This window comes from Aeromonas sp. CD, assembly GCF_033349375.1.
Lineage (GTDB): Bacteria > Pseudomonadota > Gammaproteobacteria > Enterobacterales > Aeromonadaceae > Aeromonas > Aeromonas hydrophila.
Genome location: NZ_CP137631.1, coordinates 4,456,145 through 4,472,500 on the forward strand (window position 1 = coordinate 4,456,145; position 16,356 = coordinate 4,472,500).

Annotated in this window: 16 protein-coding genes and 2 rRNA genes (1 of these 18 running past the window's edge); 8 read left to right on the forward strand and 10 right to left on the reverse strand. The window is 59.5% G+C overall.

Annotation, left to right across the window (positions count from 1 at the left end; genetic code table 11):
- Position 1: 1 nt before the first annotated feature.
- From lptA to R2E40_RS20845, 4 genes are read right to left on the reverse strand one after another with little or no spacing between them, the layout of a single operon-like run.
- Entirely contained in the window at positions 2-529 is a 528-nt protein-coding gene (gene lptA, locus R2E40_RS20830) for a lipopolysaccharide transport periplasmic protein LptA (protein WP_016352198.1), read from the reverse strand.
- Positions 516-1,076: an LPS export ABC transporter periplasmic protein LptC gene (gene lptC / locus R2E40_RS20835; RefSeq protein ID WP_011707615.1), complete on the reverse strand. Its 561-nt coding sequence runs from the start codon at positions 1,074-1,076 to the stop codon at positions 516-518. The genes lptA and lptC overlap by 14 nt, the downstream gene beginning before the upstream one ends.
- The gene (gene kdsC / locus R2E40_RS20840; protein ID WP_318164298.1) at positions 1,073-1,627 is read right to left on the reverse strand and encodes a 3-deoxy-manno-octulosonate-8-phosphatase KdsC; all 555 of its coding nucleotides are present in this window, start codon (positions 1,625-1,627) and stop codon (positions 1,073-1,075) included. Before kdsC ends, lptC begins: the two co-directional genes overlap by 4 nt.
- Positions 1,627-2,622: a KpsF/GutQ family sugar-phosphate isomerase gene (locus R2E40_RS20845; RefSeq protein ID WP_017409369.1), complete on the reverse strand. Its 996-nt coding sequence runs from the start codon at positions 2,620-2,622 to the stop codon at positions 1,627-1,629. Before R2E40_RS20845 ends, kdsC begins: the two co-directional genes overlap by 1 nt.
- Positions 2,623-2,829: 207 nt before the next feature.
- On the opposite strand from R2E40_RS20845, the gene mlaF reads away from it, so the two are divergent.
- The 7 genes from mlaF to murA are packed head-to-tail and all read left to right on the forward strand — an operon-like array spanning position 2,830 to position 7,350.
- Positions 2,830-3,630: a phospholipid ABC transporter ATP-binding protein MlaF gene (gene mlaF / locus R2E40_RS20850; RefSeq protein ID WP_011707618.1), complete on the forward strand. Its 801-nt coding sequence runs from the start codon at positions 2,830-2,832 to the stop codon at positions 3,628-3,630.
- A complete protein-coding gene (gene mlaE / locus R2E40_RS20855; RefSeq protein ID WP_011707619.1) occupies positions 3,630-4,409 on the forward strand; it encodes a lipid asymmetry maintenance ABC transporter permease subunit MlaE in 780 nt (259 codons plus the stop codon). The genes mlaF and mlaE overlap by 1 nt, the downstream gene beginning before the upstream one ends.
- A 7-nt stretch (positions 4,410-4,416) precedes the next feature.
- Positions 4,417-4,908, forward strand: coding sequence for an outer membrane lipid asymmetry maintenance protein MlaD (gene mlaD / locus R2E40_RS20860; protein WP_011707620.1), 492 nt, complete (start codon positions 4,417-4,419; stop codon positions 4,906-4,908).
- Positions 4,909-4,917: 9 nt separating this feature from the next.
- A complete protein-coding gene (gene mlaC, locus R2E40_RS20865) occupies positions 4,918-5,550 on the forward strand; it encodes a phospholipid-binding protein MlaC (RefSeq protein ID WP_011707621.1) in 633 nt (210 codons plus the stop codon).
- Positions 5,547-5,819, forward strand: a complete 273-nt coding sequence (locus R2E40_RS20870) for a lipid asymmetry maintenance protein MlaB (protein WP_016352203.1) — start codon at positions 5,547-5,549, stop codon at positions 5,817-5,819. The genes mlaC and R2E40_RS20870 overlap by 4 nt, the downstream gene beginning before the upstream one ends.
- Entirely contained in the window at positions 5,819-6,076 is a 258-nt protein-coding gene (ibaG, locus tag R2E40_RS20875; protein ID WP_005306001.1) for a BolA family iron metabolism protein IbaG, read from the forward strand. The genes R2E40_RS20870 and ibaG overlap by 1 nt, the downstream gene beginning before the upstream one ends.
- Before the next feature lie 17 nt (positions 6,077-6,093).
- The gene (gene murA / locus R2E40_RS20880; RefSeq protein ID WP_318164299.1) at positions 6,094-7,350 is read left to right on the forward strand and encodes a UDP-N-acetylglucosamine 1-carboxyvinyltransferase; all 1,257 of its coding nucleotides are present in this window, start codon (positions 6,094-6,096) and stop codon (positions 7,348-7,350) included.
- Between the two features lie 31 nt (positions 7,351-7,381).
- On the opposite strand, the gene R2E40_RS20885 is transcribed toward murA, so the two are convergent.
- Both R2E40_RS20885 and pmbA read right to left on the reverse strand, forming a co-directional pair.
- Entirely contained in the window at positions 7,382-8,344 is a 963-nt protein-coding gene (locus tag R2E40_RS20885) for an IS1595 family transposase (protein WP_318164300.1), read from the reverse strand.
- A 131-nt stretch (positions 8,345-8,475) separates the two neighbouring features.
- Positions 8,476-9,819 carry a metalloprotease PmbA gene (gene pmbA, locus R2E40_RS20890; protein WP_011707624.1) on the reverse strand — a complete coding sequence of 448 codons (1,344 nt, stop codon included), beginning with the start codon at positions 9,817-9,819 and terminating at the stop codon, positions 8,476-8,478.
- A gap of 113 nt (positions 9,820-9,932) precedes the next feature.
- Here pmbA and yjgA point away from each other — a divergent pair, with 113 nt between their 5' ends.
- Positions 9,933-10,457, forward strand: coding sequence for a ribosome biogenesis factor YjgA (gene yjgA, locus R2E40_RS20895; protein WP_318164301.1), 525 nt, complete (start codon positions 9,933-9,935; stop codon positions 10,455-10,457).
- 86 nt (positions 10,458-10,543) lie between these two features.
- Here the strand turns inward: yjgA and R2E40_RS20900 are convergent, their stop codons facing one another.
- The 4 genes from R2E40_RS20900 to R2E40_RS20915 all read right to left on the reverse strand — a co-directional run.
- Positions 10,544-13,627, reverse strand: coding sequence for a transglycosylase domain-containing protein (locus tag R2E40_RS20900; RefSeq protein WP_318164302.1), 3,084 nt, complete (start codon positions 13,625-13,627; stop codon positions 10,544-10,546).
- A 216-nt stretch (positions 13,628-13,843) separates the two neighbouring features.
- Positions 13,844-14,161 (reverse strand): PTS system regulator TmaR, encoded by a 318-nt coding sequence (tmaR, locus tag R2E40_RS20905; RefSeq protein WP_016352207.1) that lies wholly within the window; start codon positions 14,159-14,161, stop codon positions 13,844-13,846.
- Between the two features lie 293 nt (positions 14,162-14,454).
- A 5S ribosomal RNA gene (rrf, locus tag R2E40_RS20910) occupies positions 14,455-14,569 on the reverse strand.
- 83 nt (positions 14,570-14,652) lie between these two features.
- A 23S ribosomal RNA gene (locus R2E40_RS20915) occupies positions 14,653-16,356 on the reverse strand; it runs 1,185 nt beyond the window's last position.

The window sequence follows — 16,356 nt, forward strand, 5'->3', positions numbered from 1 at the left end:
TTTATTTTCCCTGCTTCTTCTGATCGGCCGGCTTGTCGAAATTCTCTACCTGATCCGGCAGGAACACCGTCTTGACCCGCTGGTTCGGGGTCTTGCTCTCGGCAATCATCTTCTGTTTGACGATGTCGTAACGGATCAGGTCGCCATTGACCTGGCTGTCTTCCTGCTTGAGCTGACCGTTGCCGGTGATGGTCACCAGACGATTCTTCAGCTCATAACGGATGCTGTTGCCATGGGCATTGACCGGCTTGCCGTTGTCCAGGATCTGGAAGAAGGTGGCAGGCTTGCCATAGGCCGTCATCACCTCGGCACCCTTCTCGCCGGAGCGGATCACCACTACCTTGTCCGCCTTGATCTTGATGGTGCCCTGAGTGATGGTCACATCCTGCTCGAAGGTGATGCGGTTGTCCTGCATCTCGGCCACCTGCTTGACCGCATCCACATAGACCTTCTCGGCAAAGTCGGACTCTTTGGCGCTCACGGTGCCGCACAGCAGCAGGGCCGCGAGGGCCAGATTAGCGTTTTTCATTGAAATAGATGGCATGGCCCTGATCCAGTAATTCAAAATATTTGCGTTCCAGATGACCCTTCAGGCCGACGCCCTCGGTCTGGAAATCCTTACCCACTATGCTGACCTGCTGATTGCTTCTCACGTTCTGGGTCACCAGATCCAGCTCCAGATAGGGGGTATCCAGCGTGGAGATGAAAGAGGTGGGCAACAAGCCGTCCAGATGCACCTTGTCCCGCAGGATCACGTTGTCATCGGTGTTGAGCACGCCGGTATCGGCAGTAACCTTCCACTCGGCCTCACCCTGCTTGTCGAACATGTAGACCACCGGCTTGTCAAAGGTGGCCTGCTCGAGGATCTGGTAGTACTCCGCGTAGCGGGACTCCAGCCGCTCGGTGCGACGCCCCTCGACATCGAAGCGGGTCGTCACCAGATTCTTGGCGGTGAAGTCCGGCTGATAATTCTCCACCTTGGTGGTCGGCTCCGGCGCCAGTTCGATGTCGCCGAGCTGCCAGGCGGCCAACGCAACCAGGAACAGCAGGGCGAACAACAGGGTCTGTCTGCTCATACCGAGGCCTCTGGCTGATAGTCACCCAGCCCCTGGGCCTGCAAAATGAGATCGCACACCTCACGCACCGCGCCCACACCGCCGGCCAGCCGGGTCACCATGTCGGCCCGCGCCAGCACCAGCGGATGGGCATCGGCCACGGCGATGCCGAGGCCACAGGCCTGCATCACCGGCAGATCGATGGTGTCATCGCCGATGTAGGCCGCCTGCTCGGGGGTCAATGCCAGCTTGCTCAGCAGCGTCTCGAAGTGGGGCAGCTTCTGATCCGCTCCCTGTACCAGGTGCTGCACCCCCAGGCTCTTCATCCGATCGCTGACGATACGGGAGTTGCGCCCGGTGATGATGGCAATCTCGATCCCGGCGTTGAGCAGCGCCCGCATGCCGGCACCGTCGCGGGTACAGAAGGTCTTCAGCTCTTCGCCGTCATTTCCCATGTAGATGAGGCCGTTGGAGAGCACCCCGTCCACATCGCACACCAGCAGGCGGATCTGCGCCGCCTTCTCAAACTGGCTGCGCGTCACCGGACCATAGAGGGTCGGTACGTTTTGCATCAAATTACTCCGGCTTTCAGCAGGTCGTGCATGTTGAAGGCACCCAGCGGGCGCTTGTCACCATCCACAACCAGTAATCCGTTGATCTTTCTGGTTTCCATCAGTTTGACAGCCTCGGCTGCCATCATTTCAGGTCCCACGGTAACACAGTTGACCGTCATCACGCGGCTGATCGGGGTGTGGTGGATATCCACCTGCAGGTCCAGAATGCGGCGCAGGTCGCCATCGGTGAACAGGCCGGCCAGGCGGCCATCGGCATCGGCAACGGCCGTCATGCCAAGCCCCTTGCGGCTCACTTCCAGCAGTGCCTGGCTGATGGTGGCATCTATCCCCACCTGGGGCAACAGCTCACCGCTGTGCATCAGATCGCCGACCCGCAGCAGCAGTCGCTTGCCAAGGGAACCACCCGGGTGAGAGAGAGCGAAATCGTCGGCGGTAAAGCCGCGGGCTTCCAGCAGGGCCACCGCCAGCGCATCGCCCATCACCAGGGTCGCGGTGGTACTGGACGTGGGTGCCAGCCCCAGCGGGCAGGCTTCTTTCTCTACCTTGATGCACAGGTGCACGTTGGCTTCTTTCGCCATGGTGGAGGCCGGGTTGCCGGTCATGCAGATGAGCGGAATGCCACGGCGCTTGAGCACCGGCAACAGGGCCAGGATCTCGTCGCTCTCGCCGGAGTTGGAGATGGCGATGATGAGATCGCCGCCGGAGATCATCCCCAGATCGCCGTGGCTGGCTTCACCCGGATGGAGGAAAAAGGCGGGAGTGCCGGTGCTGGCCAGGGTGGCCGCAATCTTGCTTCCGACATGACCTGACTTGCCCATGCCGGTGACCACTATCTTGCCACTGCAGCGCAGTATCATCTCGCACGCCTGATCGAAGGCATCGTTCAGATACTGGTAGAGTCCATCAATCGCTTGTTTCTCGATGTCCAGCACGGTACGGGCGCTGCGACGAAAATCGAACAGTTCAGACACTTTTTCAGACTTTACAGACATAAAGGCACAGCTCCGGGCTGAAATTTGCTGCGGGATTATAAAAAAGTCTGTCGAGATAAGCGAATCGGATACTTCCCGACCTGAAAAGAGAGACAATTGGTTACAAAAAACTGTCGCGCGTCTGGACAGGCAGGCTGTTCAATAGTTGTTCCTTGCTGTTGCTTAGACCTAGACTAGCCCATAAAATTCGCTCTTCATTTACACCGGATGGACAATTGTTTGAACGATGACCTGATCACCATCTCCGACCTGACCTTCAGTCACGGAGATCGGCTGTTATACGACGGGATAAACCTGACCATTCCCCGTGGCAAGGTCACTGCGGTCATGGGCCCCAGCGGCATCGGCAAGACCACCTTGCTGCGGTTGATCGGCGGCCAGCTCAAGCCCGAATCCGGTCATATCCTGTTTGACGGGGAAGATATCCCCACCCTCTCCCGTTCGCGCCTGTACGAGGTGCGCAAGCGGATGAGCATGCTGTTCCAGAGCGGCGCCCTGTTTACCGGCATGACGGTGTACGACAACGTGGCCTTCCCGCTTCGTGAGCATTCCGGCCTGCCCGAGGAGCTGATCCACACCATCGTCATGATGAAGCTGCAGGCGGTCGGCCTGCGCGGCGCGGCAAGACTGATGCCGTCCGAGCTCTCCGGCGGCATGGCTCGGCGCGCGGCGCTGGCCCGCTCCATCGCGCTGGATCCGGACCTCATCATGTATGACGAGCCGTTCGTCGGCCAGGATCCCATCACCATGGCGGTGCTGGTGAAGCTCATCAAGGATATGAACGATGCCCTCGGCATCACCTCCGTCATCGTCACCCACGACGTGAAAGAGGTGCTGAGCATTGCCGACTACGCCTATATCATCGCCAACCGCAAGGTGGTGGCGCACGGCACGCCGGCCCAACTGCGCGAGGAGCACAATCCCGAGGTCGAGCAGTTCCTGAAAGGATTGCCCGACGGTCCTGTTCCGTTTCATTTTCCGGCAGGTGACCTGCTACAGGATCTCTGATGTTGACAAGCCAGGTAAGCAAACTGGGGCGAAGCGGGGTGCGATTCATCAGCGCCATCGGCCGCGCCACCATCATGTTGTTTCACGCGTTGGCGGGCAAACCCGCACCGCGCAAGCACTTCCCGCTGCTGGTGCAGCAGTTGTATGTGGTCGGGGTGCAGTCGGTCGCCATCATTCTGGTGTCGGGCCTGTTCATCGGCATGGTGCTCTCGTTGCAGGGCTACAACGTACTGAAAGACTTCGGTGCCGAGCAGAGTCTGGGGCCGCTGGTCTCCCTCTCCCTGCTGCGGGAGCTGGGCCCCGTGGTGACCGCACTGCTGTTTGCCGGCCGCGCCGGCTCGGCCCTCACCGCCGAGATCGGCCTGATGAAGGCCACCGAACAGCTCTCCAGCCTGGAGATGATGGCGGTGGATCCGCTGCGCCGGGTGGTCGCGCCGCGCTTCTGGGCCGGGGTCATCAGCATGCCGCTGCTGGCCTTCATGTTCAGCCTGATCGGCATCTTCGGCGGCAAGCTGGTCGGCGTCGACTGGCTGGGGGTGGACGAAGGCAGCTTCTGGTCCGCCATGCAGGCCTCCGTCGACTGGCAGGATGACATCATGCAGGGTGCCATCAAGAGCCTGATCTTTGCTCTGGTAGTCACCTGGATTGCGCTCTTTAACGGTTATGATGCCAAGCCGACCTCGGCCGGGATCAGTCAGGCCACGACCCGTACTGTGGTCCACTCCTCCCTGGCCGTGCTCGGCCTGGATTTTATACTCACCGCAGTCATGTTTGGATAAGGTAAAGATGAAGTTCAGCAAAGTAGAATTCCTGGTTGGCGCTTTCATGCTGGCTGGCATCGGTGCCATTCTGGCGTTGGCACTGCAAGTGGCAGGTTTGAGTTTCAAACCGGAAGGAGAAACCTATACCCTGCGCGCCCATTTCGATAATATCGGCGGCCTGAAAGTACGCTCACCGGTCAAGGTGGGCGGCGTGGTGGTCGGTCGGGTCAGCGACATCACTCTGGACGCCAAGAGCCAGGTGCCAATCGTCTCTCTGCAGATGCAAAAGAGCGCCGGTGAGTTCTCCGAGACCAGTACCCTCTCCATCCTGACTTCGGGGCTGCTCGGCGAGCAGTACATAGGCCTGATGCCCGGCTTTACCGATGAGGAGATGGGCACCAGCATGCTCAAGGATGGCGACATGATTGAAGACACCAAATCCGCCATTGTGCTGGAAGACCTGATTGGCAAGTTCCTCTACAGCCAGTCTTCCGACACCAAATCAGACAGCAAGTAAGGAGTAACCATGTTCAAGAAGATCGCCCTGCTGCTGGGCCTGATGACCAGCATGCTGTTTTCCCTGACCGCGCAAGCCACCGATGCCACCGATCCCTATGCCCTGGTGGATCAGGCGGCCAAGCAGACCTTCGCCCGCCTGAAGGCCGATCAGGCCCAGGTGAAGAGCAATCCGGACCACCTGCGGGTGATCATCCGCGAAGAGCTGCTGCCCTACGTGGACAACCGCTTCGCCGCCTACAAGGTGCTCGGCAACCAGATCAAGCAGACCACTCCGGCCCAGCGTGACGCCTTCGTCGAGGTGTTCACCGAGTACATGGTGAGCTCCTACGCCGACGCCCTGGCCCATTTCGACAAGCAGACCGTCAAGGTCGAGCCGGGCAAGGCCGCCGGTGACAGCAACATCACAGCCGTCAATGTCAGCGTGAAAGAGGCCGGCAAGCCGGACATCTTCCTCGAGTTCAAGCTGCGCAAGAACAACAAGACCGGCGAATGGAAAGCCTTCGACATGGTTGCCGAAGGGATCAGCCTGCTCTCTGCCAAGCAGAACGAGCTGGGTGGCCTCATCCGCCAGAACGGCATCGATGCGGTGATCGCCCAGCTGCGCGCCCACAATGCCAAGCCGCTGGTACTCAAGAAATGAGACTGAGCGGCGAGCTGCAGGCAGCTCAGGTCGTTGAGTTGTGGCAACGGCGAGCCGACTGGTGGCAGGAAGACCAGATCGAGCTCGGCGACGTCACCACCCTGGATTCGGCAGGGCTTGCCCTGCTGGTCAAATGGGCCAAAGCCGCTCTGGCACGAGGCGCCACACCGCAACTGGTGGGCGCCTCCACTGATTTTTATACCCTGGCCAACCTCTACGGGGTGGCCGGATTGTTTCAGTCAACCCCGCTCACAACTGAGGACGCATAATGCAAGTCTCTGAAATTGAAGCGATACTCCTCGAGGCTCTGCCATTGTCCGAAGTCCATGTCAAAGGGGACGGCAGTCACTACCAAGTGATCGCCGTCGGCGACATGTTTGACGGCATGAGCCGGGTCAAGAAGCAACAGGCCATCTATGCCCCGCTGATGGACAAGATCGCCAGCAACGCCATTCACGCACTCTCCATCAAGGCTTTTACCGATGCCGAGTGGAAACGCGAACGTAAATTCCTACTGCCCTCCTGATTTGGTATCAAACGTAAATGGACAAATTCAAGATCGATGGTCGTTGTACTCTCAACGGCGAAGTGACCATCTCTGGCGCCAAGAACGCCGCTCTGCCGATCCTGTTCGCCACCCTGCTGTGTGATGAGGAGATCCACCTCTCCAACGTGCCGCGCCTGAAAGACGTGGGCACCACCATCAAGCTGCTGGAGATGCTGGGTGCCACCACCAAGGTAAATGGCAACGTCACCGTGCTGACCGGTGCGGTGAACAACCATGTCGCCCCCTACGAGCTGGTGAAGACCATGCGCGCCTCCATCCTGGCGCTGGGCCCGCTGGCTGCCCGTTTTGGCGCAGCTGACGTCTCCCTGCCCGGCGGCTGCGCCATCGGTGCCCGTCCGGTCAACCTGCACGTACACGGCCTGGAGCTGATGGGTGCCAAGATTGCCATCGAGGATGGTTACATCAAGGCTCGTGTCGACGGCCGCCTGAAGGGTGCTCACATCCTGATGGACATGGTCTCCGTCACCGGTACCGAGAACCTGATGATGGCCGCCACCCTGGCTGACGGTCGCACCGTGATCGAAAACGCCGCGCGCGAGCCGGAAGTGGTCGATCTGGCCAACTTCCTCAATGCGCTGGGCGCCAAGATCCAGGGTGCGGGCACCGACACCCTGACCATCGACGGTGTCGAGCGTCTACATGGTGGCAGCTACAGCGTCCAGCCAGACCGTATCGAAACCGGTACCTTCCTGGTGGGCGCAGCGGTCACCGGCGGCAAGATCACCTGCCGCAAGACCGATCCGACCCTGCTGGAAGCGGTACTGGTCAAGCTGGAAGAGGCTGGCGCCCTGATTGAGAAGGGTGAAGACTGGATCACCCTCGACATGACCGGTCGCACCCTCAAGCCGGTCACCATCAAGACCGCCCCCTACCCGGCCTTCCCGACCGACATGCAGGCCCAGTTCACCGTGCTGAACGCGGTAGCCAAGGGCACCGGCATGGTCACCGAGACCATCTTCGAGAACCGCTTCATGCACGTACCCGAGCTGGTCCGGATGGGCGCCGACATCGAACTGCAGGGCAATGTGGCCATCTGCCGCGACACCCAGCAGCTCAAGGGTGCCCAGGTGATGGCGACCGACCTGCGCGCCTCCGCCAGTCTGGTGCTGGCCGGCTTCGTCGCCGAAGGCTCCACCATCGTCGATCGCATCTACCACATCGACCGTGGCTACGAAGACATCGAGCACAAGCTGCAAGGCCTCGGCGGCCACATCGAACGCATCAAGGGCTGATTGCCGCCCCTGAGCAAGCCGATAAAAAAGGCTATGTCCCAATTACGTGTTGCATGGGGCGCCCCAGCGCCTCATGCAAGCAGCGTGAGATATTCACTTCCCGCCCATAGCGCTCCAACATCCTGCGCCAACCCAGATAATTCCTCAGATAGTGGGTCGCTACCCCATGGAACCGCTCCATCCACTCCTTCAATCGCCTGTGGTACCCGTTCACATGTTGGATGTGATATGCACCCACCACCCGCTCTCCCGCTCGATTGCGCACCACTTGGTGTGTTATCCCTTGCCCCTTGCTGAAACTCGCATACACCCCGGCACCATCGCTGCACAGGACGGCATCCGGGGCGATAAGCGGCTGAAGCACTGCCTTCACCGCCCTGGCATTCAACTGTTCCAACTGGAAGTCAGCCAGGTGGCCTGCCCGGTCTTGCACCACCATCACCGGGATGTAATCCGGTCCTGTGCCTCGGGTACGGCCTTTACCTCCACGATGGCGGGCCGGGCGGGGCAATCCGCGCTGTCCTTTGAACGACTCCAGGAAGAAGGTCTCATCGACCTCGACAATACCCTCTTCCCGTACCGCCTGGTGGCTGGCCATGGCCTTCAGGAAGCGGTGACGCCACAAAAAGGCGGTGTTTTTACCGACCCCACAGCGGAGCGCCGCCTGCCGGACGGTCAGACCGTCGATGAGGGCCTGAGCATAGTCTTCCCAGCATTGTGGCTTGCGAAGTCGGGCGAGAGGCGTGTTGGTGAGCACGGAACTGGTGCGCAGACACTGCTTGCAGCGATAACGACGCAGCCCGCGAGACCAGCCCCAGGGAGCCAGCTGTGTGGCCTCGGCCTGGCAGTGAGGGCAGCATTGGCATGCGGGGAGTTGAGTGGCCAACGAGGTGATGGGGTGAGGGGTGGTGAGTTCATGTTGCGCGAGACGACGCTGACGCGAAGTGAGCGATGGAAAGAGGGACAATAGATGTTGAAAGGCTTGGGTATCCATGATGGGGGCCCTCAAGGTGATGACCTACTTCAAGGTTAGCCTTTCAACACATAACTGGGACAGAGCCATAAAAAAAGGCCCCTCGCACTGCGAGGGGCCTTTTTCATGGCTGCAATCCGCTGATGCCGGGATCAGTGGCCGGCCAGCTTCATGCTCTCGACCAGCACCGAGCCAGTCTTGAGGCTGGAGCGCTCATCTTCGTCGCTGCCCACCGCCACGATATGGCTGAACATCTCGGCCAGATTACCGGCGATGGTGATCTCTTCAACCGGATAGGCTATCTCGCCGTTCTCTACCCAGAAACCGGCTGCACCGCGGGAGTAGTCGCCATTGACTATGTTGACCCCCTGCCCCATCAGTTCGGTCACCAGCAGGCCGGTGCCCATCTCCTTGAGCATGCCATTGAAATCCTGACCGGTGCTGGAAACCTGCCAGTTGTGGATGCCGCCGGCGTGGCCCGTGGTGGTGAGCCCCAGCTTGCGGGCGGAGTAGGAAGTAAGCAGCCAGCTCATCAGCTCGCCATTGCGCACTATGTCCATGTCGCGGGTCAGCACGCCTTCGCCATCGAACGGGGTACTGGCGAGCCCCCCCAGCAGGTGGGGGAACTCCTGGATGGTGAGCCACTCGGGCAGGATCTGCTTGCCCAGCTTGTCCAGCAGAAAGCTCGACTTGCGGTAGAGATTGCCACCGCTGATGGCCATCACCAGATGACCCCACAGACCGGCCGCCGTATCGGGATGGAACAGCACGGGAGCGTGGCGAGTGCTAATCTTGCGGGCACCTAGGCGAGAGAGAGTGCGCTCCACCGCCTCGTCGGCGATGCGCTGCGGGCTCCAGAGCCCGTCCAGGGTACGGCTGGAGGAGTAGCCGTAATCGCGCTGCATGTCGCCGTCCTGCTCGCCGATCAGCACGCAGCTCAGGGAGTTGCGCGATGCTGCGTAGCCTTTGACGAAGCCATGGCTGTTGCCATACACCTTGATGCCGAGGTGACTGGAGAAACCGGCGCCGTCGGAGTGCTTGATACGGGTATCGCGGCCCAGCGCCAGTCGTTCACACTCGATGGCCAGTTCGATGCCACGCTGCGGATCCAGCTCGATCGGATGACACAGTTGCAGGTCCGGGGCGTCCCAGGCCAGCAGCTCGGCATCAGCCAGGCCGGCGCAAGCATCCGGCGAGGTGTGGCGGGCAATCTCCATCGCCGCTTCGACGGCGGCACGAATGGCCGACGGGCTCAGATCCGTGGTGGAGGAGGAACCCTTGCAACCATCGCGATAGACGGCGATGCCGAGCGCCCCGTCCTTGTTGAATTCGATGCTTTCCAGTTCACAACCCCGGGTGTTCACCGACAACCCGGTCTGCTTGCTGATGGAGACTTCGGCAAGCCCGGCGCCCAGTCCCTTGGCAATCTCCAGGGCCTCGGCAACTACGGCTTCAAGATGGGCTTGATCCTGGCGGATTTGGTCTTGCTGATCCATAACTCACATCTGTATGAAGGAAGGAAAGGGGCTAAGCATATCAGACCCCTGCGCCCAGCGGGAGAAGCTGGTAACATATCCACCAAACGTGAATGACAGGAATCAAGAGACCGATGAGTCAATATCAAGACGACAACGAGTGGGAAGACTGGGGCCCCAGCAAAAGCCAGCTCAAGCGCGATGCCGAAGCCTTGCAGAAAATGGGGGAAGAGATCGTCTCCCTCAGCCACAGCGAGCTGGAGAAGATCCCGCTGGATGAAGAGCTGGCCGAAGCGGTCGAGCTGGGCCGCAAGCTCAAGCCGAAGAAGGACGAGTCTTTCCGTCGCCACCTGCAGTTCATCGGCCGGTTGATGCGCAGCCGCGATGTGGAGCCCATCGTCGAGGCGCTCTCCATCATCAAGAATCGCCACTCCACCGTGAACGCCCGCCAGCACCGGCTGGAACAGTGGCGTGAGCGGCTGATCAATGAAGGTGACAGCGCCCTCAACGAGCTGATGTCCCAGTTCCACGAACTGGACCGCCAGAAGCTGCGCCAGCTGATCCGCACCGCCAACAAGGAGCGGGAGCTGAACAAACCGCCGGTGGCCTATCGCGAGATGTACCAGTATCTGCGCGGCGAGATCGAAGATCTGCTGTAAGTGATGACTCACCGTCGCCGGCCGGCTATGAGCAGTACGAAATAAAACGGGGCCTATATGGCCCCGTTTTCGTGTCGCTTCAGCTGTCAGCTGCCCGCCATGCACTGGGTATGAGTACCAGGCTGCAGATACGGCATCAGCAGCGGAGCCATCCCCTTGAGCACCTGCACCGGCAGGGCCGAGGTGAAGCGGAACTTGTCGGATTGGCTGCCCGGCACATAAGCCGTCAGGGTGCCGAAGTGATCCTCTCCCAGATAGAAGACGAAGGTGGCGGTCCGGTTGCGAGCCAGCGAGCTGGTCACGTTGCCGTAGCGGCCGACCGTTTCAATCCGGTTGTCGCCCGTCCCCGTCTTGCCCCCCATCTGCAGCACGGTACCGTCCGGCAGGGCGAAGGCACCGGCAATCCGTCTGGCCGTGCCCCCTTCCACCACCTTCGACAGCGCGTTGCGCAGCGCGGTGGCCACCTCGACCGGCAGTACCCGGGTCCCCTCGGTCTGCGCTGGCTGGAACTCGGTTGCGAACGGCGTGCCCTTGGCAAACGACAGATGCTCGATACGCAGGGTCGGCGCACGAATGCCGCCGTTCTGGATGATCCCCATCAGCTCGGCCAACGCAGCAGGGCGGTCGCCCGAACTGCCCAGGGCCGTTGCCAGCGACGGCACCAGGTGATCGAACGGGTAGCCCAGTCTGGCCCAGCGTTGATGGATGTCGAGGAAGGCCTCGACCTCCAGCATGGTGCGGATCCGGCTGTCGCGGGCGCTGCGGTGGCGGGTCTTGAACAGCCAGCTGTAGACCTCCTGCCGCTCGTCCCGGCTCGCCTCGACGGCATCGGCGAAAGTGGCCTTGTCGAACTCCTTGAGATAGGAGAGCAGCCACAGCTCCAGCGGGTGCACCCGGGCGATATAGCCTTGATCCGGCAGCGAATACTTGCCGGGACCATAGCTGGTATAGAGCTGCTCGATACGACGATCGCTCAGCTTCTCCCGCGGCAGGCGCTTCGCCAGGAAGGCAGCGAAAGTCTCCTGCGAGGCATCCGGCATCAGGTAGCGGTGTACGGCTGCCAGGCGCACGGCGCTGGGCTTGAGACCATCCAGGAAGGTATCGAGCTGTTCATCCGCAGTCTTGCCGCGGTATTTGCGCCAGAAGCGCAGCAGATAGGTCTGCCCCTCTTTATCCGCAAACTTGGCCAGATACTCGGTACGGCGCGGATCCTTGTCATCCTTGAGCAACTGGGCACGGTTGCCCTCCCGGTAGAGGCTGTAGCGGACTATGTCACGCATCAGGCGCACGAAGGGCAGGTTGATGGACTCTCGCAGCGCGTCGCGAATGGCCGGGATGCGGCCATTGTCCTCGCGCCGGAAGTTGTTGAAGGTGTGCATGCCGCCACCAGTGAAGAATCCCTCGTTCGGGCTGGCGGAGTATTTGCGATCCAGCGCAGCCTCCAGCATGGGGGGCAGACTCTTGTCCTTCGCTGTCATCAGGTAGGAGACGGCCCAGCGGCTGAGGTTGTCCTGCTCCGACACCTCTATCTTGCGCAGGCTCTCGGCCGGCATACCGGCATAACTGTCGTGCAGCTCGGAGACGATCTCCAGGTAGGTGGTCAGCACCCGCAGCTTGGCGGTTGACCCCAGCTCCAGCTTGCTGCCCTCGTTGATGTCGAACGGCTGATCCGTGTTGTCGGTCTGCACCCGCACTTTGAAGCCCTGCGGGGATTTTTCGAACAGCGTGAAGCTGTACTTCACGTCCCCCGTCTTTTCCGGCGAGAGCAGGCGCTCACCAAACAGCCCGACCTGGGCTGCAAAGGTCGGATCGGCCAGCTGCTGCAGGTAGCGAGAGACCTCGTTTTGCAGCGGCATGTTGAGGCTGGTATCGGCCGTCAGATCGAGCCGGTCCAGATCGTAGAGCTGCACCCCGAGCTGGCGGCTCAGACGGGTGCGGGCGACTTGCAGGCCCTTGTTGTTGTTGACCTTGGTCACCGCCGGGGACTGCAGGAAATCACGGAACGAGATCCTGGCCTTCAGCGCGGCTTCCATCAGCGGCGGTGTGATCATCCCCTCCTGTACGAACAGCCGCAGATAGCTGTCGGTCAGAGTCGCCAGCGCATCACGCCCCTGCGCTAGATAGTAGGAGGGTCGGCGATGGGCAATCATCAGCGAGACCACCTGGCGCAGCGCCAGGCCCTGCTCCGCCAACGAAGCATCCTGATTGCGCGCAGGGTCCAGCAGCCGGTTTACCTCGTCCACATTGGCGCCAAACCATACCCAGAGACCATCCCCCAGGCCGTGCACCTCCCCATAGCCGGGAGCCGCAGAGAGCGGGACCGAGTTGAGGTAGGCCCAGGCAACCAGTTTGCGCGCCTCCAGCGTCTTGGGTCCCAACCGGTAGGCCCGTACACTGGCGGACGCCATCTGGCGGATCTTCTCGGTGGGTGACAGCGTCAGGCCATCCGGCGAGTGGCGATACTTCTCGACCTGAGTCGCCAGCGTGCTGCCGCCGGCCGACTGATCCTGCATATCGAGCGCCTTGCCGACCTGGGACATGGCCGCCTTGGCAAAACGGGGCCAATCCACGGCCGGGTTGGCCAGCGGCTGCTCATTGCTGAGCAGGTCGCGGTTCTCGATGAACAGGAGCGACTGGATCACCAGCGGCGGGATGGAGGCAAAATCCGGGTAATAGTGGGTCGGATACTTGAATTGATAGAAGGGCTCTGCCCGGCAGTCGTGCAGGGTCAGGCCGGCTTGCACCTTCTCGGTATAAGGAACGAAAAAGCCGCGACTGGCGTAGTCATACAAGGCATCAGAGAAGTGTACCTGCTCGCTGACCTGATAACCCCGTTGCAGCAAGCGCTCCTGCATCATGGGCAACAGCACATAACCGAGCCGCTTGTCGAAGGGACCGTCTTCAGGGAAGGCAATCTGCTTGCTGGGGCCCGGTTCGACCTGATAGGTCAGCTTGGCCGCATAGCGGGAGATCTCCTGCGACTGCAGGTGGGAAGTCTGCATCTCATAACCGACCAGAGCAATCACCGCAGCCAGGCACAGTAAAAAGAAAAAGCAGAACAACCAGCGCCACCAGGAACGACGCTTGCGCTTGTACTTGCCGTCCGCGCTTGGGACAGATGAATCCTGAGATGCCACTTTGTTCAAATCCGTCTGTTCTGATGCGCCCATATTAGCCCCACCATGGTTGCGCAATTTATTGTGTTTCACTCAAGCTTAGTCGTTTCAAGTCAATGGCTTGAAAACTATTGACCGCTTTGTAGTGATGGTAACAGGGCGATCATAAAAAGGGGAGCCGATTGTTGCAGCGCGGTGAGAGATCCGAGCTGATGGCCTAAAGCAAAACACCGGCCTATGGCCGGTGTTTTGAGAAGACAGTGAGCAGGCTTATTTGCTGGAGCTCATTGCCTTGAGTTTGGTGCTCAGCTCTTTACGCTCTTTGGACAGCTCGGCATTCTTGATGATGTGGTCGTCCACACGCTCTTCATAATCAGCCCGCATGTTGGCGATGATGGCTTGCACCTCATCGATGCTCATACCCGGTTTGATGTAATCGCTCAGGTTGTCGAGCAGCAGCACCCGCTTCTGGTTGTCACGGACCTTCTTCTCGTTGTCCGCAATTTCACGCTTGAGTTTGTTCTGACGACGGGACATACGCACATATTCCAGTACATCGCTGAAGGTGGACTTGTTTACTTGTTCCATATCGATACCACTGACGTAAGGTTGATAAAAGCAGGCCAAGTTGCATCCGTACTGAAGAAACCAGTATGAGAGAGTACGGGCCAACCCAAGATGCCTTTACTCTACCGAGTTATGAGGCAGATACAACCCTAATTGCAGGCCGGACGCCGGGTTTCGGCACGAGAGAGTCGAGTGAACAACTGGGTAGAAAGTAGTGCAGGCTAGTCATCCGAAGGCGCATAGCTGGGTGAGATATGGCAAATTTCAGGCAATAAAAAACCCCGCTCAGATGAGCGGGGTTTTTCGTGTTGGGTGCCTGGCAGTGTCCTACTCTCGCATGGCGAATGCCACACTACCATCGGCGCTACCGCGTTTCACTTCTGAGTTCGGCATGGGTTCAGGTGGTTCCACGGCGCTATGGCCGCCAGGCAAATTCTTCAATCTGAGAAAGCTGATTTTGTTGTTCGTTCTCGGTATCTGCTACAAGCCTCAGAACACTTCTTGGGTGTTGTATGGTTAAGCCTCACGGGTAATTAGTATGGGTTAGCTCAACACGTCGCCGCGCTTACACACCCCACCTATCAACGTTGTGGTCTCCAACGGCCCTTTAGGACCCTCAAGGGGTCAGGGATGACTCATCTCAGGGCTCGCTTCCCGCTTAGATGCTTTCAGCGGTTATCGATTCCGAACTTAGCTACCGGGCAGTGCCACTGGCGTGACAACCCGAACACCAGAGGTTCGTTCACTCCGGTCCTCTCGTACTAGGAGCAACTCCCTTCAATCATCCAACGCCCACGGCAGATAGGGACCGAACTGTCTCACGACGTTCTGAACCCAGCTCGCGTACCACTTTAAATGGCGAACAGCCATACCCTTGGGACCGACTTCAGCCCCAGGATGTGATGAGCCGACATCGAGGTGCCAAACACCGCCGTCGATATGAACTCTTGGGCGGTATCAGCCTGTTATCCCCGGAGTACCTTTTATCCGTTGAGCGATGGCCCTTCCATTCAGAACCACCGGATCACTATGACCTACTTTCGTACCTGCTCGACCTGTCCGTCTCGCAGTTAAGCTGGCTTATGCCATTGCACTAACCTCCTGATGTCCGACCAGGATTAGCCAACCTTCGTGCTCCTCCGTTACTCTTTGGGAGGAGACCGCCCCAGTCAAACTACCCACCAGGCACTGTCCGCGACCCAGATTCATGGGCCTGCGTTAGAACATCAAACATACAAGGGTGGTATTTCAAGGACGGCTCCAGCGCAACTGGCGTCACGCCTTCAAAGCCTCCCACCTATCCTACACATGTAGGTTCAATGTTCAGTGCCAAGCTGTAGTAAAGGTTCACGGGGTCTTTCCGTCTAGCCGCGGGTACACCGCATCTTCACGGCGAATTCGATTTCACTGAGTCTCGGGTGGAGACAGCATGGCCATGGTTACACCATTCGTGCAGGTCGGAACTTACCCGACAAGGAATTTCGCTACCTTAGGACCGTTATAGTTACGGCCGCCGTTTACCGGGGCTTCGATCAAGAGCTTCGCTTGCGCTAACCCCATCAATTAACCTTCCGGCACCGGGCAGGTGTCACACCCTATACGTCCACTTTCGTGTTTGCAGAGTGCTGTGTTTTTGATAAACAGTCCCAGCCATCTGGTCACTGCGACTCCCAACTGCTCCATCCGCAAGGGACTTCACTGTCAAGAGCGAACCTTCTCCCGAAGTTACGGTTCTATTTTGCCTAGTTCCTTCACCCGAGTTCTCTCAAGCGCCTTGGTATTCTCTACCCGACCACCTGTGTCGGTTTGGGGTACGATGACTTGTAATCTGAAGCTTAGAGGCTTTTCCTGGAAGCAGGGCATCAATGGCTTCCACACCGTAGTGTGTTCGTCTCGTGTCTCAGTGTTGTGTCTCCGGATTTGCCTAGAAACACCACCTACGCACTTTCACCAGGACAACCGTCGCCTGGCCCACCTAGCCTTCTCCGTCCCCCCATCGCAATTACAAGTCGTGCAGGAATATTAACCTGCTTCCCATCGACTACGCCTTTCGGCCTCGCCTTAGGGGTCGACTCACCCTGCCCCGATTAACGTTGGACAGGAACCCTTGGTCTTCCGGCGAGGAGGCTTTTCACCCCCTTTATCGTTACTTACGTCAGCATTCGCACTTCTGATATCTCCAGCATGCCTCTCGACACACCTTCGCAGACTTACAG

Bases quoted from the DNA above. Each gene is read 5' to 3' on its own strand.
- R2E40_RS20900 (WP_318164302.1), bottom strand. From the start codon at position 13,627: ATGGGCGCATCAGAACAGACGGATTTGAACAAAGTGGCATCTCAGGAT.
- lptC (WP_011707615.1), bottom strand. From the start codon at position 1,076: ATGAGCAGACAGACCCTGTTGTTCGCCCTGCTGTTCCTGGTTGCGTTG.
- R2E40_RS20845 (WP_017409369.1), bottom strand. From the start codon at position 2,622: ATGTCTGTAAAGTCTGAAAAAGTGTCTGAACTGTTCGATTTTCGTCGC.
- R2E40_RS20870 (WP_016352203.1), top strand. From the start codon at position 5,547: ATGAGACTGAGCGGCGAGCTGCAGGCAGCTCAGGTCGTTGAGTTGTGG.
- mlaD (WP_011707620.1), top strand. From the start codon at position 4,417: ATGAAGTTCAGCAAAGTAGAATTCCTGGTTGGCGCTTTCATGCTGGCT.
- pmbA (WP_011707624.1), bottom strand. From the start codon at position 9,819: ATGGATCAGCAAGACCAAATCCGCCAGGATCAAGCCCATCTTGAAGCC.
- yjgA (WP_318164301.1), top strand. From the start codon at position 9,933: ATGAGTCAATATCAAGACGACAACGAGTGGGAAGACTGGGGCCCCAGC.
- R2E40_RS20885 (WP_318164300.1), bottom strand. From the start codon at position 8,344: ATGGATACCCAAGCCTTTCAACATCTATTGTCCCTCTTTCCATCGCTC.
- lptA (WP_016352198.1), bottom strand. From the start codon at position 529: ATGAAAAACGCTAATCTGGCCCTCGCGGCCCTGCTGCTGTGCGGCACC.
- kdsC (WP_318164298.1), bottom strand. From the start codon at position 1,627: ATGCAAAACGTACCGACCCTCTATGGTCCGGTGACGCGCAGCCAGTTT.
- ibaG (WP_005306001.1), top strand. From the start codon at position 5,819: ATGCAAGTCTCTGAAATTGAAGCGATACTCCTCGAGGCTCTGCCATTG.
- mlaC (WP_011707621.1), top strand. From the start codon at position 4,918: ATGTTCAAGAAGATCGCCCTGCTGCTGGGCCTGATGACCAGCATGCTG.
- mlaF (WP_011707618.1), top strand. From the start codon at position 2,830: ATGGACAATTGTTTGAACGATGACCTGATCACCATCTCCGACCTGACC.
- tmaR (WP_016352207.1), bottom strand. From the start codon at position 14,161: ATGGAACAAGTAAACAAGTCCACCTTCAGCGATGTACTGGAATATGTG.
- mlaE (WP_011707619.1), top strand. From the start codon at position 3,630: ATGTTGACAAGCCAGGTAAGCAAACTGGGGCGAAGCGGGGTGCGATTC.
- murA (WP_318164299.1), top strand. From the start codon at position 6,094: ATGGACAAATTCAAGATCGATGGTCGTTGTACTCTCAACGGCGAAGTG.